The organism is Streptomyces sp. NPDC059679 (assembly GCF_042734105.1).
Lineage (GTDB): Bacteria > Actinomycetota > Actinomycetes > Streptomycetales > Streptomycetaceae > Streptomyces.
The window spans coordinates 120,270-145,392 of sequence record NZ_JBHWES010000003.1 but is presented as its reverse complement, the minus strand read 5'-3'; the positions used below and the strand labels follow the sequence as shown (position 1 = coordinate 145,392).

The window sequence follows — 25,123 nt, the reverse complement described above, 5'->3', positions numbered from 1 at the left end:
AAGTAAATTCCGCGATGCGTCACTATGGCGGAGCGTGATCGCCTACGGAAGGGCCCGGTGTAACAACGGTGAAAATCCTGTCCGCGCTTACCGCCCCGGCCGACGGGAACTCAGGAGCGAGGAGCCGAGCGGACCTGCCCCAGGGGGCCGACGCAAGGGACGGCCGCACAGACGCGAAGGATGGCCGCGGAAGGGGCGGAAGGGAGAGGCGGGACGATGCGTTTTCGCGACCGGAGGCAAGCCGGGCGGAAGCTGGCCGAGCGGCTGCGCGAGCCGCCGCGGGGCGAGCGGTTGAGGAATCCCGTGGTGCTGGCGCTGCCCCGGGGCGGCGCGCCGGTGGCGGACGAGGTCGCCCAGGCGCTGCAGGTGCCGTTGGACGTGCTCGTGGCCCGGAAGATCGGCGCCCCGTTCAACCCAGAACTGGGCGTCGGCGCCCTCGCCGGGGACGATCCGCCGCTGTATGACGAGGGGGCGCTGGCCCTGCTCGACCTGACGCCGGCCCAGCTCGCCCCGCGGGCCCGGGAAGAGCGCACCGAGCTGCGCCGCCGCGAGCAGTTGTACCGCCGTGGGCGCCCCTCGGCGGACCTGCGGGACCGCACGGTGATCGTGGTGGACGACGGGCTGGCCACCGGAGTCACCGCGCGGGCCGCGCTGCGCTCCGTACGCCATCGCGAGCCCGCCCGGGTGATTCTCGCGGTGCCGGTGTGCTCACGGGAGGCCGCGGCGGCGGTCCGGCCGGAGGTCGACGACCTGGTGTGCCTGGACCAGCCCGACCCGTTCCAGGCGGTCGGCCTGTGGTACGAGGACTTCGCGCAGGTCCGCGACGACGAGGTGATCGATGTGCTGCGGGCCTCCCTCGTCCCGCGATGAGAGGTCCAAACCCATCCAAACCCGCTGCCAGGCCGGGTGTGACGGCCATTCCGTCACACCCGGCCCTTGGCTCACGCGGCCAGGTGGGCCTTGTCCCCCATCACCACGACGGGGTGCAGCGCGGGGTCGAGGTTCTTCAGCAGGTACTCCATACCGGACTTGGGCATGCTCACACACGCCGAGGTGCCGCTGCCGTGGTCCATGTGCAGCCAGATGGAACCGCCCTTGCTCTGGCCCTGAGGCCGGGTCGGATCGAGCGGTGAGGTGCCCTTGACGCGGTTGTAGTCGATGGCGATGACGTAGTCGAAGTCGTGCCAGTGGGTCTTGGGCCAGTAGTGCGGGGCGGCGAAGGCGGCGGCCTGGTTGTACGGCAGCCGGGCGCCGGGATCCGGCAGCACACCGCCCGCGTCGCTGAGCGAGTAGACGCCGACCGGGCTGCGCTTGTCGCCCTCGTGATGGCCGGTCGTCCAGCCGCGCTTGCCGTTGTGCGCGGCCCAACTGCGGGCCCGCTCCCACTTCTTGCCCTGCTTCGTATAGAGCACCACGGTCGCGTCCGCGGAGTTCACGCCATTCCCGTAGACCGCGACGACCTGGCGCGAGTCGGCCGGGATCTTCGACTGGAGGGCGTCGCCCACCTTCGGGATGCGCGTGGGATCCGACACGGGGGCGGAGCTGCGCAGCGCCTGCTTGCCCTGGCCACCGCTCTTGTCGCCGTCCCCGCCCGCGCCGCCGCAGGCCGTCAGGAGGATGAGGGCGGCGCCGGTGGCGGCCGCCGCACGCATGGACGTCGTGCCGGAAATTCGCATGTGCCCCATCGTCCCACTTCCGCGTCGTGGCGACGCACGCGGGATTGGCGTGTTCCGGGTCCCGGCGCGGAAAAACCAGTTGAATGCCGCGGGGGTGGGGCGCGAGTCTTTCACGGCTCCTGCCTGCCCGTCACCCCGCCCGAACCCTGGGACGTCATGCACATTCGCGATCTTCCGTACCCCGATCCCGGCCTACCCGACGTCCGATCAGGACCCCACTTCCTGTGGTGGCTGGGCAGAAATCAACTGGGCGGGCAGGTGAAGTCCGCCCTGTGGGGTCTGCTGCACATGGCCGCCCTGGTGTCCTTCCCCGTGGCCATCGGCTTTGGTGTCCAGGCGGTCGTGGACGGCTCGGGCGGGCGGCTGGCGCTGGCCGGCGGGCTGATCGCCGGACTGACCGCGCTCACCGCGCTCGGCGACACCATGCTGCACCGGGCGGCGATCACCAACTGGATCACGGCGGCGGCGCGGGTACAGCAGCTCCTGGCGCGCAAGGCGGTCGAGCTGGGCTCGACGCTGACGCGGCGGGTGGCGGCGGGCGAGGTGGTGGCCGTCTCCACCGGCGATGTGGAGAAGATCGGCTGGTTCGTGGAGGCGCTGTCCCGCTTTACGGCGGCCGCGATCACCACCGTCGGGGTGTGTGTGGCCCTGATCGTCTATCAGCCGGCGCTGGGGATGGTGGTGGCCCTCGGCGTGCCCGCACTGGCGCTGGCGGTCTTTCCGCTGCTGCCCCGGGCCACGCGACGGGCGGACGAGCAGCGGGAGAAGGCCGGCCGGGCGACCGAGCTGGCCTCGGACACCGTGGCGGGGCTGCGGGTGCTGCGCGGCATCGGGGGCGAGGAGCTGTTCCTCGACCGCTACCGGCGGGCCTCGCAGGAGGTGCGGACGGCGGCGGTGCGCAGCGCCCGTATGTGGGCGCTGATCGCCGCGGTGCAGGTCGCCCTGCCGGGGCTGCTGATGATCGGAGTCGTCTGGTACGGGGCGACGCTCGCCCGGGAGGGGCAGATCTCGGTGGGCGAGCTGGTGACGGTCTACAGCGCGGTGACCTTTCTGCTCTTCCCGTTGAGAAACTTCGAAGAGATCGCGATGGCGTATTCCTTCTCCCGGCCTTCGGCGCGGCGCGCCGCCCGGGTACTGGGGCTGCGGCGCTCCTCGTACGGCGCCGAGGGCCCCGGCGCGGGGGCGGCGGCCGACGGGGCGGACGGGGCCGGCGGGGAGAGGTTCGGTGGCGATCTGTACGACCCGGCGAGCGGAGTGCTCGCACCCGCCGGACAGCTGACCGCGGTGGTGTGCGGCGACCCGGACCTGGCGGGACGGCTGGCCGACCGGCTCGGCGGGCACGCTCCGGACGACGGGGACAACAAGGGCGAGGACGACAAGGCCGAGGGCGAGGCCGGCGGCGGCGCGGCGGAGTCGGAGTCCGGGCGGACGCCGTCGGCGCTGCTGGGCGGCGTTCGGCTGGACGAGGTGCCGCTGGCCTCGGCGCGCCGGGCCGTGCTGGTCCAGGACAAGGATCCGGTGCTCCTGTCGGGCACGCTCGCCGAACTGCTCGATGTGCCCCGCTCGGGGGCGGTCACGGTGACGGAGGCGCTGGAGGCGGCGCAGTGCGGCGATGTGCTGGATGCGCTCGCCCAGGCGTCGGTGGGCGGCTCGGGCGAGGCGGACCCGCTGCACGCGCGGATCACCGAGCGCGGCCGCTCCCTGTCGGGTGGCCAGCGACAGCGGCTGGCGCTGGCCCGCTCTCTGGTGACCGACCCCGAGGTGCTGGTGCTCGACGAGCCGACGTCCGCGGTGGACTCGCACACCGAGGCGCGTGTCGCGCAGGGCCTGCGGCGGCTACGGACGGGGCGGACCACCGTGGTCTTCACCTCCAGCCCGCTGCTGCTGGACCGGGCCGACCGGGTGGTGTTCGTACGGGACGGCAAGGCGGCCGCCGCGGGGCAGCACCGCGAACTGCTGGGCACCGAGTACGCATACCGCGCGGTGGTGACGCGCGAACCGGACGAGCCGGATGAACCGGCTGAGGCAGACCTGGAAACGGACCGGGACGGGAACGGGGCCGGCTACGGGGCCACGGGGCACGACGCCTCGGGGCGCGGGGCCGCTGGGCAGATCGGAAAGATCGGGGAGTCGGCATGATCGGAGTGGCCCCACCGGCCTATGACCCCGCCGCACCGCAGTCGGCGACGACACTGCCGGTCGGCACCCCCGCAACCGTGCGGGACTACGTCCGAGAGCTGCTGCGGCGGCACCGAACGGCCTTCGCCGTGCTGATGGCCGTGAACGCGACCGCCGTGATCGCCTCCATGGTCGGCCCGCAGCTGCTGGGCGGGCTGGTCGAGGACCTTGCGGCGGGAGAGCGTGAACTGCACATCGGACGCGCCGTCGCGCTGTTCGCGGTGGCGCTCGCGGTGCAGACCGCGTTCGTCCGCATGGTGCGGCTGCGCGGCGCGGTGCTGGGCGAGAGGATGCTGGCGGATCTGCGCGAGGACTTCCTCGTACGGTCGGTGGGCCTACCGCCGAGCGTGCTGGAGCGGGCCGGGACCGGCGATCTGCTGTCCCGGATCACCACCGACGTCGACCGGCTGGCCAACGCGATGCGCGAGGCGGTGCCCCAGCTGGCCATCGGGGTCGTGTGGACGGTGCTGCTGCTCGGCGCGCTGACCGTGACGGCGCCGCCGCTCGGGCTGGCGGTGCTGATCGCGCTCCCGGTGCTGGTGATCGGCTGCCGCTGGTACTTCCGCCGGGCCCCGAGCGCCTACCGCTCGGAGGCCGCCGGATACGCGGCGGTGGCCTCGTCCCTCACCGAGACGGTGGACGCCGGGCGGACCATCGAGGCGCAGCGGCTGGGTGACCGGCGGACCGCACTGTCCGACCGCCGGATCCGCGAATGGACCGCGTGGGAGCGGTACACACTCTGGCTGCGCAGCGTGCTCTTCCCTGTGATCAATGTGACGTACTCGCTGATCACCGGGTCGGTCCTGATGATCGGCGGCGCCTTTGTGCTGCATGGCTGGATGACGGTCGGCGAGCTGACGACGGGCGCACTGCTGGCCCAGATGCTGGTGGAGCCGGTCGGGCTGATTCTCCGCTGGTACGACGAGCTGCAGGTGGCGCAGGTGTCGCTGGCCCGGCTGGTGGGGGTGCGGGAGATCGAGCCGGATTCGGCCGACGACACGGTGGCGCCCGGCGGCCGGGAGGTGCGGGCGGACGAGGTGCGGTTCGGATATCGGGCGGACAGCGATGTGCTGCACGGGGTGACCATGCGGGTACGGCCCGGGACGCGGTTGGCCCTGGTCGGACCGTCCGGCGCGGGCAAGTCCACCCTGGGCCGGCTGCTCGCCGGGATCTACGCGCCCCGGACCGGCACGGTGACCCTGGGCGACGCGGAGCTGGCGCAGATGCCGGCCGAGCGGGTGCGCGAGCATGTGGCGCTGGTCAACCAGGAGCACCATGTCTTCGTGGGGTCGCTGCGCGACAATCTGCTGCTGGCCCGCACCTCCGCGCGGGATACCGAGCTGTGGGCGGCCCTGAGCGCGGTGGACGCCGACGGCTGGGCGCGGGCGCTGGAGGACGGTCTGGACACCGAGGTCGGGTCGGGCGGGCTGGCATTGACCCCGGCGCAGGCTCAGCAGATCGCTCTGGCCCGGCTGGTCCTGGCCGATCCGCATACGCTCGTCCTGGACGAGGCCACCTCGCTGCTCGATCCGCGGGCGGCGCGACACCTGGAGCGGTCCCTGGGCCGGGTGCTGGAGGGCCGGACCGTGGTCGCCATCGCTCACCGGCTGCACACCGCGCATGACGCGGACCTGATCGCGGTGGTCGAGCAGGGGCGGATCAGCGAGCTGGGCAGCCACGACGAACTCGTCGCTGCGGGCGGCGCCTATGCGGCGCTGTGGCGCTCCTGGCACCAGTAGAGACCACCCCGGCGGCGCGGCTCGCTCCGCGCCGCCGGGTCACAGGGGCAGCCGCCGGGTCGCAGGGGCAGCCGCCAGGTCACGCAGTCAGCCCACGCCGCCGGGCCACGGGGTCAGATGATGCCGAGGGCGCCGAGGCCGCTCAGGCCGCCCACCACCATGAAGGCCGGCATCAGCACCTTCAACTCGACCCAGCTGCCCGCCCGGAAACGCATCCCCTTCGGGGGCCCGACCGGGTACCACCGCTTGCGGCCTATCGGTATGGGCCACAGGATCGGGCAGCCGGAGACGGTGAGCGCGTCCCCGATGTCGTGTACCAGGGCCCCCAGGACGATCGGCAGGCCGAGCCACAAATACTCCTGACCCGGCTCGGTGAACAGCCAGTCGGCGCCGTTGCCCGGCTTGTGCAGCACATCGGCGAGGATCCAGGCGCTGGTGGCGCCGAGCAGCCACACCAACACATCGCTGGAGACCCGCGCCATGCGCCACAGCAGCCCCTCGACGGCCAGCACCATATGGACGAAGAGGATCGCGAGCACCGCCCAGCGGCCGCCGATCATCGCGAGCGCCGAGGCGCCCGCGCCGATCAGCACCGCCCACAGCCAGGTGTGGGTGAGGGTGCGGTGGCCACCGGAGCGACGCGGGTCGCCCTGCTTCTTGGTCGCCTTGTAGACCGCGTGCGAGAGCTTGTCGACCACCTCGCACAGGCCCCGGGAGACCGGCCCGAACGAGCGGGATATCGTCGCGGCCTTGTGGTCCAGATCGGGGGCGAGCGCCGCCCCGGCGCAGATCAGAGCGCCGACGACCAGCACCGGCCAGGGCATCTCATGGCCCGCAGCCGCAGCCGCCGCGCCCACCCCCAGCCAGGCTGCCGCCCCGGACAGCGAATGCGCCGGTCCCATCATGGTCTTATCCCCGCCCCTGTTCGTGCCCGCGCATGCGCGGGTCTGTCTGTTGGGAAGTTCTCCAGGGCTCGATGCGCCCCTTCGGCCCACTCGCCAGGCACAGCCTAGCGGCGGACGATCTTCGTCCCAGCAGCCGGTTCCCGGCCGACGCGGGAAAGCAGGCAGTATAGGGGCGTGACTCTTATCGATCAGCTGCCGAGCGAAGCCGACCCCGACGCCCTTTTCGAGGCGTTTTCCACGTGGGTCGAGGAGCGGGGCATCTCGCTCTACCCCGCCCAGGAGGAAGCGCTGATCGAGGTGGTGTCCGGGTCGAACGTCATCCTGTCCACCCCCACCGGCTCCGGCAAGAGCCTGGTGGCAGCGGGCGCCCACTTCGCCTCCCTCGCCCGGGACGAGGTCACCTTCTACACCGCACCGATCAAGGCGCTCGTCTCGGAGAAGTTCTTCGAGTTGTGCAAGATCTTCGGCACCGAGAACGTCGGGATGCTCACGGGCGACGCGTCGGTCAACGCGGACGCGCCGGTGATCTGCTGCACGGCTGAGGTGCTGGCGTCCATCGCCCTGCGGGACGGCAAGGACGCCGACATCGGTCAAGTGGTCATGGATGAGTTCCACTTCTATGCGGAGCCGGACCGCGGCTGGGCGTGGCAGATCCCGCTGCTCGAGCTGCCCCAAGCCCAGTTCGTGCTGATGTCGGCGACGCTCGGCGATGTGACCCGGTTCGAGGAGGACCTGACCCGGCGCACCGGGCGGCCCACCTCGGTGGTGCGGTCCGCGACCCGGCCCGTGCCGCTGAGCTACGAGTACCGCGTCACGCCGCTGACCGAGACGCTGACCGAGCTGCTGGAGACCCGGCAGGCGCCCGTCTACATCGTGCACTTCACCCAGGCGGCCGCGGTGGAGCGGGCCCAGGCCCTGATGAGCATCAATATGTGCACGCGGGCGGAGAAGGACGAGATCGCGGCGCTCATCGGAAACTTCCGGTTCACCACCAAGTTCGGCCGGAACCTGTCCCGCTATGTGCGGCACGGTATCGGAGTGCACCACGCCGGGATGCTGCCGAAGTACCGGCGGCTGGTGGAGAAGCTGGCGCAGGCCGGGCTGCTGAAGGTCATCTGCGGTACGGACACCTTGGGCGTGGGCGTCAACGTGCCGATCCGCACGGTCTTGTTCACCGCGCTGACGAAGTACGACGGCCAGCGGGTGCGGACGCTGCGGGCCAGGGAGTTCCACCAGATCGCCGGCCGCGCCGGGCGGGCCGGGTTCGACACCGCCGGCTTTGTCGTGGCGCAGGCACCTGAGCACGTCATCGAGAACGAGAAGGCGCTGGCGAAGGCCGGGGACGATCCGAAGAAGCGGCGCAAGGTGGTACGCAAGAAGGCGCCCGAAGGGTTCGTCAGCTGGGGACAGAACACCTTCGAAAAGCTGATCGCCTCCGAGCCCGAACCGCTCACCTCTCGCTTCAGGGTCACCCACGCGATGCTGCTGTCGGTCATCGCCCGGCCGGGCAACCCCTTCGAGGGGATGCGACGTCTCCTCGAGGACAACCACGAGCCACGCAAGAACCAGCTGCGCCATATCCGCCGCGCCATCGCGATCTACCGCTCGCTGCTGGACGGGGGCGTGGTGGAGCAGCTCAAGGAACCCGATGCCGAGGGGCGGACCGTACGGCTGACGGTGGATCTGCAGCAGGACTTCGCGCTGAACCAGCCGCTGTCCACCTTCGCGCTCGCCGCCTTCGAGCTCCTGGAACCCGAATCCCCCTCCTACGCCCTGGACATGGTCTCGGTCGTCGAGTCGACCCTGGACGATCCACGGCAGATCCTGGCGGCCCAGCAGAACAAGGCCCGGGGCGAGGCGGTGGCCGCGATGAAGGCGGACGGCGTCGAGTACGAGGAGCGCATGGAGCGGCTTCAGGACGTCTCGTACCCCAAGCCGCTGGAGGAACTGCTCTTCCACGCCTACGGCCTCTACCGCAAGAGTCACCCGTGGGTCGGCGACCACCCGCTGTCGCCCAAGTCGGTGATCCGCGACATGTACGAACGCGCGATGACGTTCACCGAGTTCACCTCGTACTACGACCTGGCGCGGACCGAGGGCATCGTGCTGCGCTACCTCGCCAGCGCCTTCAAGGCCCTGGACCACACCGTGCCGGACGATCTGAAGTCCGATGAGTTCCAGGACATCATCGCCTGGCTCGGCGAGATGGTGCGGCAGGTCGACTCCAGCCTGCTGGACGAGTGGGAACAGCTGGCGAACCCCGAGGAGGAGTCCGCGGAGGAGGCTCAGGAGCGCGCCGACCAGGTCCGGCCGGTCACCGCGAACGCGCGCGCCTTCCGCGTCCTGGTGCGCAACGCGATGTTCCGCCGGGTCGAGCTCGCCGCGCTGGACAAGGTGGCCGAGCTCGGCGAGATGGACGCCGACTCCGGCTGGGACGAGGACGCGTGGGCGACGGCGATGGACGCGTACTGGGAGGAGTACGAGGACCTGGGCACCGGCCCGCAGGCGCGCGGCCCGAAGCTGCTGCAGATCGAGGAGCAGCCGGAGCACGGGCTGTGGCGGGTGCGGCAGACCTTCGACGACCCGAACGGTGACCACGACTGGGGCATCTCGGCGGAGGTCGACCTGGCGGCCTCCGACGAGGAGGGCCGGGCGGTGGTGCGGATCACCGCGGTGGGGCAGCTGTAGCCTCCCAGGCGTCACGGCCCCGGAACAGGCGGGGCCCGAACGAGCGGGGCCCGGCCCCGCTGTGAGCACCACCAGTGAAGGAGCACCACCGATGACCAATCCCGCCGAGCGCCTGGTCGATCTGCTGGACCTGGAGCAGATCGAGTTGGACATCTTCCGGGGCCTCAGCCCCGACGAGTCGCTGCAGCGGGTGTTCGGCGGGCAGGTGGCCGGGCAGGCGCTGGTGGCCGCGGGACGGACCACCGACGGGCAGCGCCCGGTGCACTCGCTCCACGCGTACTTCCTGCGCCCGGGGCGGCCGGGGGTGCCGATCGTGTACCAGGTGGAGCGCGTCCGCGACGGTCGCTCCTTCACCACGCGCCGGGTCGTCGCCGTCCAGCAGGGTCGGACGATCTTCAATCTGACTGCCTCCTTCCATCTTCCCGAGCCGGGCATCGAACAACAGCTGCCGATGCCCGAGGTGCCTGAGCCGGAGAGCCTGCCGAAGCTCGCCGACGAGATCCGCGAGCACCTCGGGGCGCTCCCCGAGTCGCTCGAGAGAATGGCGCGCCGTCAGCCCTTCGACATCCGGTATGTGGAGCGGCTGCGCTGGACGGCCCAGGAGCTCGAGGGCGCCGAGCCGCGCAGCGCTGTATGGATGCGGGCGGTCGGCCCGCTCGGCGACGACCCGCTCGTGCACACCTGCGCGCTCGCCTACGCGAGCGACATGATGCTGCTGGACGCGGTGCGGGTACCGGTGGAGCCGCTGTGGGGCCGCCGCGGCTTCGACATGGCCTCGCTGGACCACGCCATGTGGTTCCACCGGCCGTTCCGCACCGACGAGTGGTTCCTCTACGACCAGGAGTCGCCGATCGCCACCGGCGGTCGCGGGCTGGCCCGCGGCCGGATCTACGACCGGGCCGGCCGGCTGCTCGTCTCCGTGGTGCAGGAAGGGCTCTTCCGCCCCCTGTAGGCAGCCGTGGGGCCGTCCGCCGCACTTCGGCGCCCACGGACGAGGCGGCGCCAGAGCGGGCGCCTGCGCGACCGCGCGGGAGGCGGGGCGGGCTCGCTCCCCGGCGACTCCGCCACCTTGGTCGGCAGCGGGACGGGCGGCTGGACGGGTGGCCGGATGGGGCGCGCCTCGCGGGCGTCCCGTACACAGGTCTCCAGCGCGGCCCGGCAGCGCCGGATCTCCGCGGGGTCGTCCGCCGCCACCAGGGCGGCGGTCACCTCCGCCGCCGGGCCGGTCCCCGCGGCCACCGGGGCGAGCCGGGGCATCAGCTCACGCAGACACGCCCGCTCGGCCGGGTCGGTGACGACCGCGTCCAGCTCGGCCGGGGTCAGCAGCGCGGCCCATACCGCGGCCCGCGCCCAGGGGTCGTCGGTCAGGGCGAGCAACTGCTCGACGCGGCGGCGGCGCCATCTGGCGACCCGCTGATCCTCCCCCTCGTCGAGGGTGGCGCGCAGCCCGGCCGGGATACGTCCGGTCAACAAGGCGGGCTCCCGCTCGGCGAAGGCGCCGAGCTCCGCGGCCGGATACAGCCACACCACGGCCCGGTACCGGTTGACATAGAAGCGGACCGGAGTGAAGAAGCCACCGCGCGCCAGGCGGGTGAACCGGCCCTGGCTGATGCCGAGCAGCTCGGCTCCCCCGGCCGTGCCCACCACGCGCAGCCGGGCGCGCAACGCGCTCGGGAAGCCCTTGGCAGCCGCGAGCCGAAGCAGCTCCGCACGCGCCACCCGGCGCCCCATGGCGCCCACGGCGACGGTACGCACCTCGCCCAGCTGCACAGCCAGCTCGAACTCTCCGCGCTTGAGGCCCAGCTCCCTGGCGGCTCTGTCGAACGCGACGGTCTCCTCACCCCCGCCCGGCACCGGCGGCACCGGACTCTTCCTCGGCTTCTGACGCGATGTCCGAGGCGGCGATGTCCGAGGCGACTCTTGAAGCGTTTGATACGACTCTTGAAGCGCCTTCTGACGGTCCCCCACTACCACGACGGTCCTCCCCCGCGACTGGTCGATCACTGACAGTGACGACTGTAGCCGCTGAGCGAGACCGCCCGTCAGGCCTGTGGATAACTTCCGCTCACAGTCCGCTTGGCGCCCCGCTCTCCTGTCTCGCCTCGACCCCCAGGTGCTCCCCCACCCTGTTGACCAACAGCGCCATCTCGTACGCGACCTGACCGACATCGGCGTCCGGACCGCTGAGCACGCACAGACAGCTGCCGTCCCCGGCGGCCGTCACAAACAGCACCCCCTCCTCGAATTCGACCATCGTCTGCCGCACCCGCCCCGTGCGGAAGTGAAGCCCGGACCCCTTGGCCAGGCTGTGTAACCCCGAGGCGACGGCGGCAAGATGTTCGGCATCCTGCCGCACGAGCGTGGAGCTGGCGCCCGTGACCAGCCCGTCGTTCGAGAGCACCAAGGCATGCCGTATCTGTGCGATCCGCTCCGTCAGATCGTCCAGCAGCCAATCGAGCCCTTTGCTGAGTGCCATACCGTTCCTCCCCGTCCGGCCAACCACCACAGCTGCCGGGCAAGCCTTTCTCACTGCCGCTCTCCGGGCAACCCGGCCCGCCTGTCGGCGCGCCGATGTGCGCCGCTTGACACAAGATGGAGACATGGCACGGAAAATGACCAAGGATCAGTGGCAGAAGTTCATCTCGGAGGGCACCCACACGGCGAAGCTGTCGACCGTGCGGGCCGACGGCAGCCCGCATATCGCGCCCGTGTGGTTCCTGCTCGACGGCGACGACATCGTCTTCAACACGGGCGCGGACACCGTCAAAGGGCGCAACATGGCCCGCGACGGGCGGGTCAGCCTCTGTGTGGACGACGACCGGCCCCCGTTCTCGTTCGTCACCTTGCAGGGGCGCGCCGAGCTGAGCGACCGGCTGGAGGAGGTCCGCGACTGGGCCACCCGGATCGCGGCTCGGTACATGGGTGAGGACCTTGCGGAGCAGTACGGCGCCCGCAATGGCGTCCCGGGCGAGCTGCTGGTGCGGGTCCGCATCGAGAAAGTCATCGCTCTCGCCGACGTCGCCGACTAGCCGGATTCGGCCGAAACCCATCGCTCCCCGACGGGCCTTCGACGAGGGCTGGGAGTAGGGGCAGCCGGTTCAGGGCCTGGGACATCAGGTACCAAGGCTTGGGACAGGTGACTCAGCGCTGGTAGAGGCCGACCAGCGTGCCGCTCGCGAGCTGGCTGCGGTCGACGGCGCGGTGCACCTCGTCGGCCGACGGCTCGTCGGGGAGGACCAGCGGTTCGGGTAGGGCGTACAGCCGGAAAAAATACCGGTGCGGCTGATCACCCGCGGGCGGGTGCGGCCCGCCCCAGCCCTCCTGGTGGTATCCGTTGGTGCGCGGCACGCCGCCCGTGGGCGTCCGTCCGCTGCCCACTCCGCCGCTGGCGGGGGCGATGCCGGTGACCAGCCAGTGGACGAACGACCCGGACGGAGCGTCCGGGTCCTCGCACAGCAGGGCCAGCTCAGCCGTGCCGGCGGGGACGCCGGACCAGGTCAGCGGCGGCGAGAGGTCTTCCCCGTCCTTGGTGTACCGGCGGGGGATCCGGTCGTGGTCGTCGAACGCGGCGCTGTTGAGCTCGATTCCAGCCATGAGCAGGCGAGTACCCGCGTGGAGGGCGGCCAAGCGGCCGGCCGCCCTCAGCCGCGCCCGGTCAGGCGGGGGCGGCCGGGGTCTCCGGGAGGCGCGGGTGGGCGCGCAGATGCTCCTCGACCCGCTCGACGAGTCGGGCCGTCTCGGAAGCGATCAGCGCCGGGTCGGCCGTGGCCGCGCTCAGGACGGCCAGGTACGAGCCCTCGCCCGCCGCCACGACGAACAGGTTCCCGGCTTCCAACGCCACCATGGTCTGGCGCGCCGCACCGCGCGCCCGGCGGCGCGCCGCACCGACGGCGAGGCCGTGGAAGCCGGAGGCGACGGCGGCCAGTTGCTCGGCGTCACGGCGGTTGAGCCCGCGGGAAGCGCTCACCGTCGCTCCGTCACCGGACAGTACGACGGCGTGTCGTACGTCCCCGACGCGGACCACCAGATCGTCCAGAAGGCAGTCGAGGCCGTCCGGGAAGCGGGCGGCGATTCTGCGGTGCTCGGTCATGGCCCTCTCCTTCTGTCGGGAGCTGTCCCATGGCCCAGGGACGCTAGCCGGGAGGGGGCGCGCGCAGGGGGCGCATTCGGAAGATGCTGGAATTTGACAGGGACAGATGACAGAACGATCGGCCGATGCCCGAACATGCACACTATCCGGGTTGTCGCTCAGGGGTTTTTCCCTCAGCTACCTTCAGATCCGGCCCGCCCGAGGAGTCGTATGAGCCACCAGCACACCCCCGCCGACCGCCTGGCCGAGGTCCGGGATTTTTTCACTCCGCGGGCCGCCGACTGGGACACCCGTTTCCCCGACGACGGCCCCGCCTACGCCGCGGCCGTCGCCGACCTCGGCCTGCGCCCCGGGGACACGGTGCTCGACGCCGGCTGCGGTACCGGCCGCGCCCTGCCCGCACTGCGCGCCGCCGTCGGCCCCACCGGAACGGTCCTCGGCGCCGACGCCACGCCCGCGATGCTGTCGGCCGCCATCCGCGCCGACCGGCACCGGGACGCGGCGCTCGCCCTCACCGACGTCACCAGGCTGCCGCTGCGCGACGGCTGTCTGGACGCGGTGTTCGGCGCCGGGCTCATCTCCCACCTTCCCGAGCCCGAGGCGGGACTGCGGGAGCTCGCCCGGGTGGTGCGCCCCCGGGGCCGGCTCGCGCTGTTCCACCCCGTGGGACGGGCCGCGCTCGCCGCCCGGAAGGGCCGCCCGATCACCCCCGACGATCTGCGGGCCGAGCCCAACCTGCGCCCGCTGCTGGCCCGTTCGGGCTGGCAGCTGACCTCGTACACGGACCGGGACACGCGCTTCCTGGCCCTCGCGGTCCGTCAGGGCTGAGCAGACAGAATCATGCATCGCCGCCGCTGTATCCCGAGGTCGAGATACAGCGTCCTTGCGGAACAATGCGCACATGCTGGAACTCGCCATCCTGGGCTTCCTCTGCGACACGCCGCTGCACGGCTATGAGCTGCGCAAGCGAATCGCCGCGCTGACCGGGCACGTCAAACCCGTGGCCGAAAGCACGCTGTACCCGGCGATCAAGCGTCTGGAGATGGCCGGGCTGCTGGCCCGCGAGACCCAGCCGGGCACGGGTGCCGCGCCACGGCACGTGCTGACCCTGACCGCCGGGGGCCGAGCCGAGCTCCGTCGCCGCCTTACGGAGCCGGCACAGACCGATATCACCGACGAGAACCGGTGGTTCACCGTGCTCGCGTTTCTGCGGCACCTGGAGGGCCCGGCAGCCCAGGCGAGAGTGCTGGAGCGCCGGCTGGCGTTTCTGCGGCAACCCACGAGCTTTTTCTACGACGACGACCGGCCGCTGCGCGCCGAGGAGATCGAGGACCCGTTCCGGCGCGGCATCCTCACCATCGCCCGCGCCACCAACCAGGCCGAACAGTCCTGGCTGCGCCGCACCCTGGACTCGCTGCGGGCGACCGGCGGCGTCTGACGTCGGTGCGGCCGACAGGCCCGATCCGCATCCGCGCACAAAGTCTCGACGCCGTGGCTACTGGCTGGTCAAGGTGCGCCGCACAGCGCGTTGCCTCCGGGTTCCGGTACCGCAAAAGAGGAGGCTGCCGTACCCGCCAGTGACGGCTCGGACGACGACGCGCTGTAGGTGGGACTGCGGGATGGAACACGACCTGGCCATCGACGAGCGCACGGTAGTCGTCTCCCTCCCCGGCTGGCCGCTCGCGGTGGCCGTCGCCGCGCCGGGCGTCCCCGCGCCGCACGACCCCGGACCCGGCCCGCAGGGCGGGGAGGCGGCCACGCCGCCGCTCGCCCCGCCGAACACCGAACGGTGGGGCCCGGCGCAGCGGCGGCTGGGCGCGGACGAGATCGCGCCGCAGTGGGCGCTGTGGCGCGAACAGGTCGTCAGCGACGTCACGTTCGTGTCTCCCGGCGAGAAGCCGCACGGGGGTGTGCGACGCGTACTGGAGGAGGTGCGCGGATACCTGAACGCGCCCCCGCCGCTCGGCCGCGTCCGCTCCGCCTTCGCCTCAGGCGACGCGCGGACCCTGCGGGCCGACGGGCCCGGCTGGAGCATCGTGGCCCGCACGGATGACATCGCGTTCGTGCTGATGGACGACGCGCCGGGAGAGGTACTGCCGGTCGGCCGCGGCCCGGAGCTGCCGGGCCTGCTGACGGCACTGGACCAACTGGCCGTACGGCCTGGCTGAGGCGGCGTCGGGTCCGGGGCCCGCCGGCCGTGGCGCTGCCCCCGGTCGCGGACCGCCGCCCCTTGTCTCGTGTCACCAGCGGCGGTGTGGATCGACGAGGAGGGCCGCCTCGGCCGTATCCGGGTCGGGGTGCCTACATAGCTCGTCGATCTCCGCCCGCCACAGGTCCGGCCAGCCGCTCCTGACGCCCATCCCTTTCACCAAGGCGAGCGCCGTCAGCCCACCCGCTGCGTCGCCGCGCTCGCGCACCACGCCGATGACGGTGAGCACCGCCGCCCGCACATGCTCGTCGTCGTGATCGAACGCAACGTAGTCGTCGAAGCGCAGGCGGTCCGGCCCCTCCCGGACCAGCGAGAGATAGCGCTCCCAGCGGCCGAGGCCGGGGTCACCCGCGCGCAGGGCGGCACAGGCAACGCTCACCAAGGCGCCGGTGGCCTCGCGGCGCAGCCCGGCGGCCAGGAGCGCGTCCACCACGGCGTCGCCCGGCGAGAGTTCACCGGCCGTCCCTTCGGCGAGCCGGTTGATGACGGCGGACCCGCACCCGGCGAGCCGCCGCAGCACGTCGGCGCGTTCGCCTCGTCCGCTCGCCCTGTCGTCGATGCCGGTGTCGGTGTCTCTGCGTGTCCGTGCGACCAAGGTCTCGAGCACGCCGCGCAGGGCGGAGGCTCCCTCTTCTCCAGGGACACGCCCGAGCGCGTCCACCGCGGCGCGCCACACATTTGACGGCCGGTTCGTAGCCACGGCGGCCGCCGCCAGCGCGCCAGTCCCTTCCTCGAACGTCCCGGTCGCCCCGGCAACCAGGCAGTGCGGCAGCGCGGCGCAGGCGGCCCGGGCCGCCTCGTCGTCCCCGGTGCGGACCACGTCGGCGAGGAAGGACGCGTACGCCGAGCGAGCACGGATCCCCGCCGCTTCCGGATCGCTCACGATCACCGCGTCGCGGACGGCGGGCTCGTACAGATACTCCGTCAGCCGGTCTGCCACGCCCGGCGCGCCGACCCGGGCGAGGAGCGGTGGTACGAGCACCACCCGCACGTCCCGGTGCTGCCCCGGCTCGTCCCAGGCCGCGAGCAGCGCGGCGAACGCCGCGTCGCCGGGCAGCTCGGCCAGAGCGCGGACGGCCTCCTTACGGCTGCCGACCGGCGTCGACACCGAGCGCACGGCGGGTGCGAGGAGTGCGACGGCCCTCCGATCGGACACGCCCCCCAGAAGGCGCCGCACCCCTGCCATCGCCGCCCGCCCCCGTGCTCCGCCGGTTCCGGCGTGTTGGAGGAGAAGAGAAAGAACGACGTCGGGGGCCGCCCGGCCGGACTTGTGAGGGGCGACGGGCGTGTCCCGGTCAGCGATCTGCGGCCCGGACGCGCCTGGGCCAGCAGGGCGAGGGATGACGGTGTCCCCACCGGGCGGCTCGACGCCGGACCCGTCGCCACCGGCCACTCGAGTTTCCGCCGGACCGAACTCGGCGCGGCGAGCTTGCTCCCGGCCAGACGCCTCGCGCGTGACGGAGTCATGCGAACCCGGACCGGCGGCGCCGCGGCCAGGCGCGCCAGGAGCAGACGTGTCCCGGTCAGCCATGCCCGGCTCCGAGGCATCGGGCCGGACCGGCTCAGGCCCGCCTGCTCCGACGGCACGGGCATCACCCACGACCTCACCGGGCACCTCGACACCCACCCCATCGCCACCAGGCACATGCGCTTCCGCGACGACCGGGTCGGCCGCAGCGCGGTCGGGCGTGTCGCCGCTCAGCGTGTCGGCCGGGCCGCGCCGGTCGTTCTGGTGGGCGTTTGGCGGGCGGTCGAAGTAGGCACCGAGCGCCGCGGTTTCGCCCAGTGCGGTCAGCGCCGCCGCGGCCACGGGCTGCGGCGCACTGGACGCCAGGTCTGCCAGGAGCGCCGGGTCGCGCAGCAGGGCCGCGGCTTCGGCGCGGGCGCGCGGCGGAGCCTCGTCGTCGGCGGCCACCGCCGCGAGGTGGGTGTCCAGCAGGCGCCGTGTCCGCGCGGTCCACCGGCCGGTGACGGAGTGCGGCAGACGCGGCACCCAGCGGTCGGCGGGGCGGCGCGACAGCTGACCGGGCAACCCGTGCCGGGCGGCGCGCAGCACGTCCTCCAAAAGATCGGTACGGCGGGCGGCCAGGGTCCGCAGCACCGGTTCCACGGTGGCGAACGACGAGTCAGAAGCGATCAGCTGGGCGCAGCGCCGCTCCCGCGTGGCGGGGGCCGCGATCCATGCCGCGGCGGCGCGGGCGGCGGTCCCGGGATCCTCCCCGTCGAGCGCGGTGTGTCCCACCAGCGCATCCAGCGTGGGGAGTTCGGCGAGATGGGGCGCGAGGAGTTCGGCGAGGGGTACGAGCCGGGAGGCGGGGAGGCGGCTCTCCGCCTGCCCGATCGGTCGGGCCGCCTGTCCGCTCGATCGGCCAACCGGTCCGCTCGATCGGCCAACCGGTCCGCTCGGTCGGCCGCCCTGGGCCGAGGGGCGGTCGATCGCTTCGCCGAGGTGGTCGGGGGCCGTTCCGGCCCAGATGGCCGCCGCCGCCCGGGCATCGAGCCTCAGCGGCGCGACCGGGCCGCGACGGCGCGGGGCGCGTAGGACCTGACACAGCAGACGGGCCGTCTGTGCCGCCCGTTCGGCGTCTCCCCGGGCCGCCGCGCTCTCCGTGGTTCGGCGCAGCCACCGTTCGGCGGCGGCGACCGTGGCTGGCGTGGAATCGCGGGAGTGGACGGTGGTCAGCGCCGCGTCGCGCAACACGCGCAGCGGTACCGCGGCCAGCATCCGGCGCGGCGCGCCGGCGACCTGCTCCAGCGCGACGCGCCGTACTTCCTCCCTGTCGTGCCAGGCCCGCTCGCAGGCTGCCACGATCCGCGCGAATTCCGCGGGGTCGGCGTTCAGCTCGGCGCATGCGAGGAGGGCACGCCAGGCGTAGGCGCGTTCGTAGGGGCGGTGGCCCGCCGCCGCCTCGAGCAGGATCGGCTCGGCGTCGGCGAGCGGAGCCACCGCGGCGAGTTGGTTGCGCAGTGTCGGCGACCGGTGCGGCCGGGCGAGAACGGGGCGCAGAAGGTCCGCCCGGTCCGCCGGGTCGAGTGCGGCGAGGGCCTTGTAGCGGGCCCTCCTGCCGAGGCCACGCGCGGGGATGCGGGCTTCGACGATGCGACGCCGTGTCGCGGCGGGGAGGAGCGTGAGGAGGTGGTCGGGGGTGATGTCGAGCCGGTCGGGGCCGTACAAGCGGATGCCACAGGCGCCCGCCTGGGCCGCTTCGGCCAGTTCGGCCAGTTCCTCGGGGGTGAGGGAGCGCAGTGCCCGCAGCACGGGCCGGGGCAGCGGCCCGGTGGGCAGCCGGAGGGTCGGCGTCCGTTCCGCCCCGCCAGCCCCGTCGCCGTCGGCGCGGGACGCGGCTCGCCGGAGGGTCGCCAGCACCTCCTGCGGCTTGCTCAGCAGCGCCACCGCGCCGCGGCCGTCGATCAGCGTGGGCGCCCGTTCGAAGAGCCGCAGCCCGGCGTCGGTGTCGCGTTCGGCCACGACGGCGGCCAACAGGCGGTGGCGGCGGGCCAGTCGCCGTCGACCGTAATCGTCGCGCGCCTCGTACTCGGCCGCCAGCCGGGCGGCGACGGCCGCCGGGGCGGTGCGGGCAAGGGTGTGCAGGACGCCGATCGGCGGGTCGAGGCGAGGCAGCCACTCGGCCGCCACGCCGGGTGAGCAGGCGGGGAGCAGACGGGCGGCGTCGGCGGGGCCGTACGCGGCGTGCGCCCGCGGCAGCAGCCGGTCGGCGAGCGCGGTACGCCGGCCGGCCCGCAGCACGCGGTACGTCTCATGCCGTACGGAACGGCTCTCGCTCAAGGCGAGTTGGCCCAGGGCCTCTTCGGGCACCGGCAGCCGGATGGCCGCCGACAGGGCGCGGCGCCGCAGCAGGGGGTCGGCGAGAGCGGCTGCCACGGCATCGAGGTCGCGGCGGACGGCGGCGAGAAACAACGCGAGGTGCCGGTCGTCCGGCTCCGGGGAGGAGTCGAGGGCGGTACGCAGGGCGCTGTAGGCGTCCGGGGAGAGCGTGCGGGCGTAGCGAGCCAGGGCGCTCATCCGGGCGGGGAAGGGCAGCGGGTCGAAGTGCGCCCGGAGCCAGGAAGGGGTCAGCGGCTGAGGAGTTCCGTATGCGGCCATGGGCGATCACCGAGAGATCGCGAGGCCGTCCTTTCCATGCGTCATGGTGCGGATCATGGCCCGGCGCCGGTCAACGGCACAAGTCATTTACGGAACATCGGACCGCGGGCCGACCGGAGGCGACGAGGACCGCCGGGCCGGCCGGGCCTTCACGGCGCGGATGGACGGGGTCCGGGTGACACCCGCGATCGGTGTTGCGCGGTCACTCCCAGGCGCATGTCACCCCGGGCCCCGAGCCCGGCCGGCGGTCCGGCTCCGCCACGCCGCGGTCCGCCGTCTCCCGCCGCGCCCCTTCTCCCGGTTTCCATCCGGGAATTCGCCATCGGGGCAAACCCGATGGCGCGGCGCCGGTCACCGGCGGGCGGGGCGGCTGCCGCGGCCGCGGTCAGCGCCCAAGCTCCTTGCGCGACACCCGGCGCAGTCTGCGCCGCTGAGAGGGGTCGAGCATCAGGTACGCCAGTGTGGGAACACCGACGATCACCAGGACCGCCGCCCAGAACGGCAGCAGCTGGCACAGCAAGATCACTCCTATCGCCGCACCCCCGGCGACGGCCACAGCGCGCTTGGACATCTCCCTCTGCCTCCTTCGCGGCTCATGCCGCTTCACTTCTGTCAACGGACACCGACGGCGTGCGGTTCCTGAGTGCGAAGGATGCAGGTGAGGTGCTTCACACCGGACCCCCGCCCGGCCGGGCCACTCGTCAGGTACCCTCGGCGGCTCCCACTAGTCAAGTTTGAGGAATGCGTCAGCTCCGTGACACCACCCACCGTGGCAACGCCCTCCGAGATCGCCGAACTCAGCCGCTGTACCACCGTCTTCCTCCCCGCCGATCCCGCGCGGACCGGACGCGTCGCCTTCTGGCGGCCGGACGGCCCGGAACCCACCGGCCCGGGTACCACCGAAGAGATCACTGTCGTGGTCCCTGCCCTTGCCGCCGAGAACGACAGGGATGGCGGGGGTGACGGTGATGACGGAAACGCCGGGGACGACGGCGGCCCGGGCGTCCGTATCCGCGCCGTACGGGCCCTCGTCCTACCCCTGGCCGAGGCGCTTCCGGTGCTCACCCGCGCCCGGGCACGCGCCGCGCACTCCCCCTCCTCCCAAGCCGACCCCACGGCGGCCTTCTGGGGCGCCGCCGCGGTGCTAGCCCTCCAGCTCGCCGCCCGCGGACGGCTGCTGCCCGGGCTCACGGCCACCGACCACGATGCCTGGCGCGTCGGCCCGCTCGCCGAGGAGGATCTGCGGCGGGTGCGTGACCTGGCCGCCGCCATGCCCCCGGCCGCCCACGCCGTACCCCTGCCCGGTACCGACCCGCTGCGCCTGCCGGAGCCGGAGCGGCACATCCGCGCGTTCCTCGACGCGGTCGCGGACGGGCTGCCGCGCTCGCCCGCGGCGGCCCTGGCCGCCGGCGGCCCCGCCTTCGCCGCGGCCAAGCCGCAGCGCCTGCCCGCGCAACGGGCCTGGGCGGCGGATCTCGCCGCCGGGCACGACGCCGGCGTCCGGCTGTCGCTGCGAATCGAGCTGCTGCACGGTGATCTCACCGGCAGCGGTGGCCTCACCGACGACAGCGGCGGCGGCGACGGCGAGCGCAACAACGACCACCGCGACGGAAACGGCAAAGCCCCCTCCGGTCCCCGCTTCCGCGCCGTCCTGCAACTCCACAGCCTGGCCGACCCGGCCCTGCTGGCGGACGCCGCCGAGGTATGGGCGGGCACCTCGGCAGCCGCCGCGGCCCTGGGACCGCGCGCCCGCATGGACGCGCTGTTGACGCTGCGACGGGCCGCCCGCGCCTGGGCGCCGCTCGCACCGCTGCTGTCGGCCGCCGTGCCCGACGCGCTCGACCTCGCCGACGAGGAGGTCGTCGAACTGCTCGGCCCGGCAGCCGAGGCGCTGGACGCCGCGGGGGTCCGGGTCCACTGGCCGAAGGAGCTGGTGCGGGGGCTGACCGCGCGTGCCGTCGTCGGCCCGCAGGGCGGTGCCGACGGCGAAGGGCCGGACCCGGCCGGATCCGCGATGCCCTCGTATCTGTCGGCCGACGCGCTGCTCCGCTTCAGCTGGCGGTTCGCCGTCGGCGACCAGGAGCTCACCCGGGCGGAGCTGGACCGGCTCGCCGAGGCCGCCCGCCCGGTGGTGCGGCTGCGTGACCAGTGGGTCGTCATCGACCCGGAGGCGGTCCGCCGGGCCCGCGGCCGCAAGGACCGCGACATCACCACCGCCGACGCGCTCGGCGCCGTCCTGACCGGCCGGACCGAGGCCGAGGGCACCGGCGTCGACGTGCGGGCCGCCGGCTGGCTGGCCACGCTACGGGACCGTCTCGCCGACCCCGAGGGCCCGCGGCACGGACCCGTCACCCAGCCAGTGGGCTTGGCCGCCACCCTGCGCGACTACCAGCTGCGGGGCCTGGGCTGGCTGAGCCGGATGACATCGCTCGGTCTCGGAGGCACGCTCGCCGACGACATGGGTCTTGGCAAGACCATCACCCTGATCGCCCTGCACCTTCACCGCCAGGCCGTCCCCGAGGCCGCTGGGCCCACCCTCGTGGTCGCGCCCGCCTCCCTGCTGGGGAACTGGCAGCGCGAGATCGAACGGTTCGCGCCCGGCACCCCGGTGCGCCGCTTCCACGGCGCCGCGCGCACCCTGGAGGACCTGGCGGACGGGGAGTTCGTCCTCACCACGTACGGGACGATGCGGCTCGACGCGCTACGGCTGGCCGAGGCGGTGCCCAAGGGCTGGGGTCTGGTGGTCGCCGACGAGGCGCAGCACGTCAAGAACCCCTACTCGGCGACCGCCAAGCAGCTGCGCACCATCGGAGCCAGGGCGCGCGTCGCGCTCACCGGCACGCCGATCGAGAACAATCTCTCCGAACTGTGGGCGATCTTCGACTGGACGACGCCCGGGCTGCTCGGCGGCCTCGGGTGGTTCCGCACCCACTACGCCCAGGCCGTCGAGAGCGGAAGCGACCCGGCCGCCGCCGACCGCCTGGCGAAGCTCGTCCGCCCGTTCCTCCTCAGGCGCCGCAAGTCCGACCCGGGCATCGCGCCCGAGCTCCCGCCGAAGACCGAGACGGACCGCGCCGTGTCGCTCACCAAGGAGCAGGCGGGGCTGTACGAGGCAGTGGTGCGCGAAATGCTGGCCGAGATCTCCGGCGCCGACGGGCTGGCCCGGCGCGGGCTCATCGTCAAGCTCCTGACCGGCCTGAAGCAGATCTGCAACCACCCCGCGCAGTATCTGAAGGAGGACCGGCCCGTCATCCCCGGCCGGTCGGGAAAGCTGGAGCTGCTGGACGAACTGCTGGACACCATCCTCGCCGAGGACGCGAGCGTGCTCGTCTTCACCCAGTACGTACAGATGGCGCGCCTCCTCCAGGACCATCTGGCGGCACGCGGCATCGGCACGCAGCTGCTGCACGGCGGCACGCCGGTGGCGCGCCGTCAGGAGCTCGTGGACCGCTTCCAGGAGGGCGGAGTGCCCGTGTTCCTGCTGTCCTTGAAGGCGGCGGGCACCGGCCTGAACCTCACCCGGGCCGGGCACGTCGTGCACTACGACCGCTGGTGGAACCCGGCCGTGGAGGCGCAGGCCACCGACCGCGCGTACCGGATCGGGCAGACCCAGCCGGTGCAGGTGCACCGGCTGATCGCCGAGGGCACGGTGGAGGACCGGATCGCCGCGATGCTCGAGCGCAAGCGGGAACTGGCGGACGCGGTGCTCGGCGCCGGGGAGGCGGCGCTCACCGAACTGACCGATGCCGAGCTGGCACAGCTCGTGGAGTTGAGGGGGACCGAGCGATGAGCGACACCGGGGACGGCCAGGCGGCGTACGACGGGCGCGAGCGCACCTTCGAGGCCCTGCCGCCCGCCCACGGCCGCGGCTTCGCCCGCACCTGGTGGGGCCGGGCGTGGCTGAAGGCGCTGGAGGACACGGCGCTCGACGGGCAGCAGCTGGGGCGCGGGCGCAAACACGCCCGCGAGGGCGCGGTCGGGGCGGTGTGCGTACGGCCGGGCCGGATCACGGCGGTGGTACGGGATCGCGACCGTACGCCCCACCGCTCCGATGTGCTGCTGCAGGAGTTGACCGGCGCCGAGTGGGAACGGCTGCTGGACGTGGTCGCCGACCGGGCCGGGCATATCGCCGCCCTACTCGACCGGGACATGCCCCCGCAGCTCGCGGAGGACGCGGCGGCCGCGGGCGTCGAACTGCTCCCGGGGATCGGCGATCTGGAGCCGCAGTGCGGATGCGAGGCCTGGGACCACTGCCCGCATACCGCGGCGCTGTGCTACCAGGTCGCCCGGCTGCTGGACGAGGACCCGTTCGTGCTGCTGCTGATGCGCGGCCGGGGGGAGCGCGAGCTCCTGGACGAGCTCCAGGTGCGCAGCGTGGCGCGCGCCGCCGGGCGGCGCGCCCGGGACGGCGCGGCGGAGGAGGGCGCGGGCCACGCGCCGGAGGGCGTGTCGGCGCAGGAGGCGTTCGCCGCGGCCGCCTCCCGGCCGCCGCTGCCCGCGCCCCCATCGGCCGTGTCCGAGCCCGGTCGGCCGCCGGCGCTGAGCGGCGGCAGCGACCCGGCGCCGGGGCTGGACGTCGCCGCGCTGGAGTTCTTGGCGGCGGACGCCGCGATACGAGCCCAGCGGCTGCTGGCCGAGGCGCTGGCGCCCGGCCACACCACGGCCCCGCTGCCGAACCCGCTCACACTCTGGCAGGACGCGGTGCGGCTGGCCGCCGCCGGCCCTCCGGCCGGTATCGCCGACCGTCTCGCCGCGGGCTGCGGCCGCGACCGAGGCGAACTGGCGCGTGCCGTACGCGCCTGGGGGCACGGCGGGCCTCCCGGGCTCGCCGTCCTGGAGGAGGAGTGGACCCCGGCCGACGAGGCACTTGCGCGGGCCCGCGCCTCACTCGCCGTCGCCTGGGAGGGCGAGGAGCGGGCGCCGCGGCTGCGGGCGGCGGGCCACCGCTGGACGGTGGTCGGCACGGACGTGCAGCTGCGCTACGGCCGGGACGGGCGCTGGTGGCCGTACCGCAAGGAACGCGGCCGCTGGTGGCCGGCCGGGCCGTCGAACCACGACCCGGCGGCGGCGCTGGCGACCCTTGACGCGGTGCCTGCGCCAGCGGCGTCGGGGGCACCGGCGGAGAGTTCGAGGGCCACGGGCTGACGGTGCCGCGCGAGCGGCGGCCGCTGCTCCCGCGAGGGGACAGCGGCCGCCGCTGAACGGGACGTTCCCACCAGGGCGCCGTCGCGCTGCCCTCTGGCCGACCCGGGACAGCGCCGCGTCCCACGCGACGCGGTGCGCGCGCTGAGCCGTCGACCGCCCGCGGCGGCCAGAGGGCAGCCCGACGGCGCGGCGGGGCCCGCCGCCCGGCCACGCCGCGGGTACTGGCGGCCGCCGTCTCCGGGCGGCGCCCACTGCTCGGCGGTGCGCCTGAGCGCCGGCGCCGCGCCGTGCCGTGCCCGCCCGCCGTGCCCGCCCGCCGTACGCGCCCGCCGTACGCGCCCGCCGTACGCGCCCGCCGCCAGGCGCTGGTCGGCGCCGTGGCGGCGGT

The 25,123-nt window shown here is 73.5% G+C and carries 18 protein-coding genes and 1 pseudogene; 11 read left to right on the top strand and 8 right to left on the bottom strand.

Annotation, left to right across the window (positions count from 1 at the left end; genetic code table 11):
• The first annotated feature begins 216 nt into the window (after positions 1-216).
• Entirely contained in the window at positions 217-870 is a 654-nt protein-coding gene (locus ACFV2X_RS05540; protein ID WP_089506070.1) for a phosphoribosyltransferase, read from the top strand.
• A gap of 71 nt (positions 871-941) precedes the next feature.
• Here the strand turns inward: ACFV2X_RS05540 and ACFV2X_RS05535 are convergent, their stop codons facing one another.
• Entirely contained in the window at positions 942-1,676 is a 735-nt protein-coding gene (locus tag ACFV2X_RS05535) for a L,D-transpeptidase family protein (protein ID WP_385611768.1), read from the bottom strand.
• 156 nt (positions 1,677-1,832) lie between these two features.
• On the opposite strand from ACFV2X_RS05535, the gene ACFV2X_RS05530 reads away from it, so the two are divergent.
• Both ACFV2X_RS05530 and ACFV2X_RS05525 read left to right on the top strand, forming a co-directional pair.
• Positions 1,833-3,815 (top strand): ABC transporter transmembrane domain-containing protein, encoded by a 1,983-nt coding sequence (locus ACFV2X_RS05530; RefSeq protein WP_385611766.1) that lies wholly within the window; start codon positions 1,833-1,835, stop codon positions 3,813-3,815.
• A complete protein-coding gene (locus ACFV2X_RS05525; protein ID WP_385611763.1) occupies positions 3,812-5,593 on the top strand; it encodes an ABC transporter ATP-binding protein in 1,782 nt (593 codons plus the stop codon). The genes ACFV2X_RS05530 and ACFV2X_RS05525 overlap by 4 nt, the downstream gene beginning before the upstream one ends.
• Positions 5,594-5,706: 113 nt before the next feature.
• Here ACFV2X_RS05525 and ACFV2X_RS05520 read toward each other — a convergent pair whose 3' ends face one another.
• On the bottom strand, positions 5,707-6,498 hold the full coding sequence (locus ACFV2X_RS05520) for a metal-dependent hydrolase (RefSeq protein WP_385611760.1): 792 nt from the start codon (positions 6,496-6,498) through the stop codon (positions 5,707-5,709).
• 174 nt (positions 6,499-6,672) lie between these two features.
• Here ACFV2X_RS05520 and ACFV2X_RS05515 point away from each other — a divergent pair, with 174 nt between their 5' ends.
• Together ACFV2X_RS05515 and ACFV2X_RS05510 are read left to right on the top strand one after the other, a co-directional pair.
• The gene (locus ACFV2X_RS05515; RefSeq protein ID WP_385611757.1) at positions 6,673-9,186 is read left to right on the top strand and encodes a DEAD/DEAH box helicase; all 2,514 of its coding nucleotides are present in this window, start codon (positions 6,673-6,675) and stop codon (positions 9,184-9,186) included.
• A gap of 91 nt (positions 9,187-9,277) precedes the next feature.
• On the top strand, positions 9,278-10,138 hold the full coding sequence (locus ACFV2X_RS05510; RefSeq protein WP_385611755.1) for an acyl-CoA thioesterase: 861 nt from the start codon (positions 9,278-9,280) through the stop codon (positions 10,136-10,138).
• Here ACFV2X_RS05510 and ACFV2X_RS05505 read toward each other — a convergent pair.
• Positions 10,075-11,049 (bottom strand): DUF6397 family protein, encoded by a 975-nt coding sequence (locus tag ACFV2X_RS05505; protein ID WP_385611752.1) that lies wholly within the window; start codon positions 11,047-11,049, stop codon positions 10,075-10,077. The two genes, ACFV2X_RS05510 and ACFV2X_RS05505, sit on opposite strands and share 64 nt — an antisense overlap.
• Before the next feature lie 202 nt (positions 11,050-11,251).
• A complete protein-coding gene (locus tag ACFV2X_RS05500) occupies positions 11,252-11,662 on the bottom strand; it encodes a roadblock/LC7 domain-containing protein (RefSeq protein WP_014174296.1) in 411 nt (136 codons plus the stop codon).
• Between the two features lie 124 nt (positions 11,663-11,786).
• On the opposite strand from ACFV2X_RS05500, the gene ACFV2X_RS05495 reads away from it, so the two are divergent.
• Entirely contained in the window at positions 11,787-12,215 is a 429-nt protein-coding gene (locus ACFV2X_RS05495; RefSeq protein ID WP_043486269.1) for a PPOX class F420-dependent oxidoreductase, read from the top strand.
• A gap of 112 nt (positions 12,216-12,327) precedes the next feature.
• Here ACFV2X_RS05495 and ACFV2X_RS05490 read toward each other — a convergent pair whose 3' ends face one another.
• On the bottom strand, positions 12,328-12,780 hold the full coding sequence (locus ACFV2X_RS05490) for a YbhB/YbcL family Raf kinase inhibitor-like protein (RefSeq protein WP_385611748.1): 453 nt from the start codon (positions 12,778-12,780) through the stop codon (positions 12,328-12,330).
• Between the two features lie 61 nt (positions 12,781-12,841).
• Positions 12,842-13,276 (bottom strand): roadblock/LC7 domain-containing protein, encoded by a 435-nt coding sequence (locus tag ACFV2X_RS05485; RefSeq protein WP_385611746.1) that lies wholly within the window; start codon positions 13,274-13,276, stop codon positions 12,842-12,844.
• 210 nt (positions 13,277-13,486) lie between these two features.
• On the opposite strand from ACFV2X_RS05485, the gene ACFV2X_RS05480 reads away from it, so the two are divergent.
• The 3 genes and pseudogenes from ACFV2X_RS05480 to ACFV2X_RS05470 form a co-directional block, all read left to right on the top strand.
• Positions 13,487-14,104, top strand: coding sequence for a class I SAM-dependent methyltransferase (locus ACFV2X_RS05480; protein WP_385611743.1), 618 nt, complete (start codon positions 13,487-13,489; stop codon positions 14,102-14,104).
• A 73-nt stretch (positions 14,105-14,177) separates the two neighbouring features.
• Positions 14,178-14,714: a PadR family transcriptional regulator gene (locus ACFV2X_RS05475; RefSeq protein WP_385611741.1), complete on the top strand. Its 537-nt coding sequence runs from the start codon at positions 14,178-14,180 to the stop codon at positions 14,712-14,714.
• Positions 14,715-14,883: 169 nt separating this feature from the next.
• A pseudogene (locus ACFV2X_RS05470) lies at positions 14,884-15,444 on the top strand (hypothetical protein); the annotation flags it as partial.
• A 72-nt stretch (positions 15,445-15,516) separates the two neighbouring features.
• On the opposite strand, the gene ACFV2X_RS05465 reads toward ACFV2X_RS05470, so the two are convergent.
• Both ACFV2X_RS05465 and ACFV2X_RS05460 read right to left on the bottom strand, forming a co-directional pair.
• Complete coding sequence (locus ACFV2X_RS05465; protein ID WP_385611739.1) at positions 15,517-19,590, bottom strand: hypothetical protein; 4,074 nt, start codon at positions 19,588-19,590, stop codon at positions 15,517-15,519.
• A gap of 385 nt (positions 19,591-19,975) precedes the next feature.
• Positions 19,976-20,161: a hypothetical protein gene (locus tag ACFV2X_RS05460; RefSeq protein WP_089506083.1), complete on the bottom strand. Its 186-nt coding sequence runs from the start codon at positions 20,159-20,161 to the stop codon at positions 19,976-19,978.
• A 183-nt stretch (positions 20,162-20,344) separates the two neighbouring features.
• Between ACFV2X_RS05460 and ACFV2X_RS05455 the strand changes: the two genes are divergently transcribed.
• Positions 20,345-23,380 carry a DEAD/DEAH box helicase gene (locus tag ACFV2X_RS05455; protein WP_385611737.1) on the top strand — a complete coding sequence of 1,012 codons (3,036 nt, stop codon included), beginning with the start codon at positions 20,345-20,347 and terminating at the stop codon, positions 23,378-23,380.
• A complete protein-coding gene (locus ACFV2X_RS05450) occupies positions 23,377-24,735 on the top strand; it encodes an SWF or SNF family helicase (protein ID WP_385611735.1) in 1,359 nt (452 codons plus the stop codon). Before ACFV2X_RS05455 ends, ACFV2X_RS05450 begins: the two co-directional genes overlap by 4 nt.
• Positions 24,736-25,123: the final 388 nt, after the last annotated feature.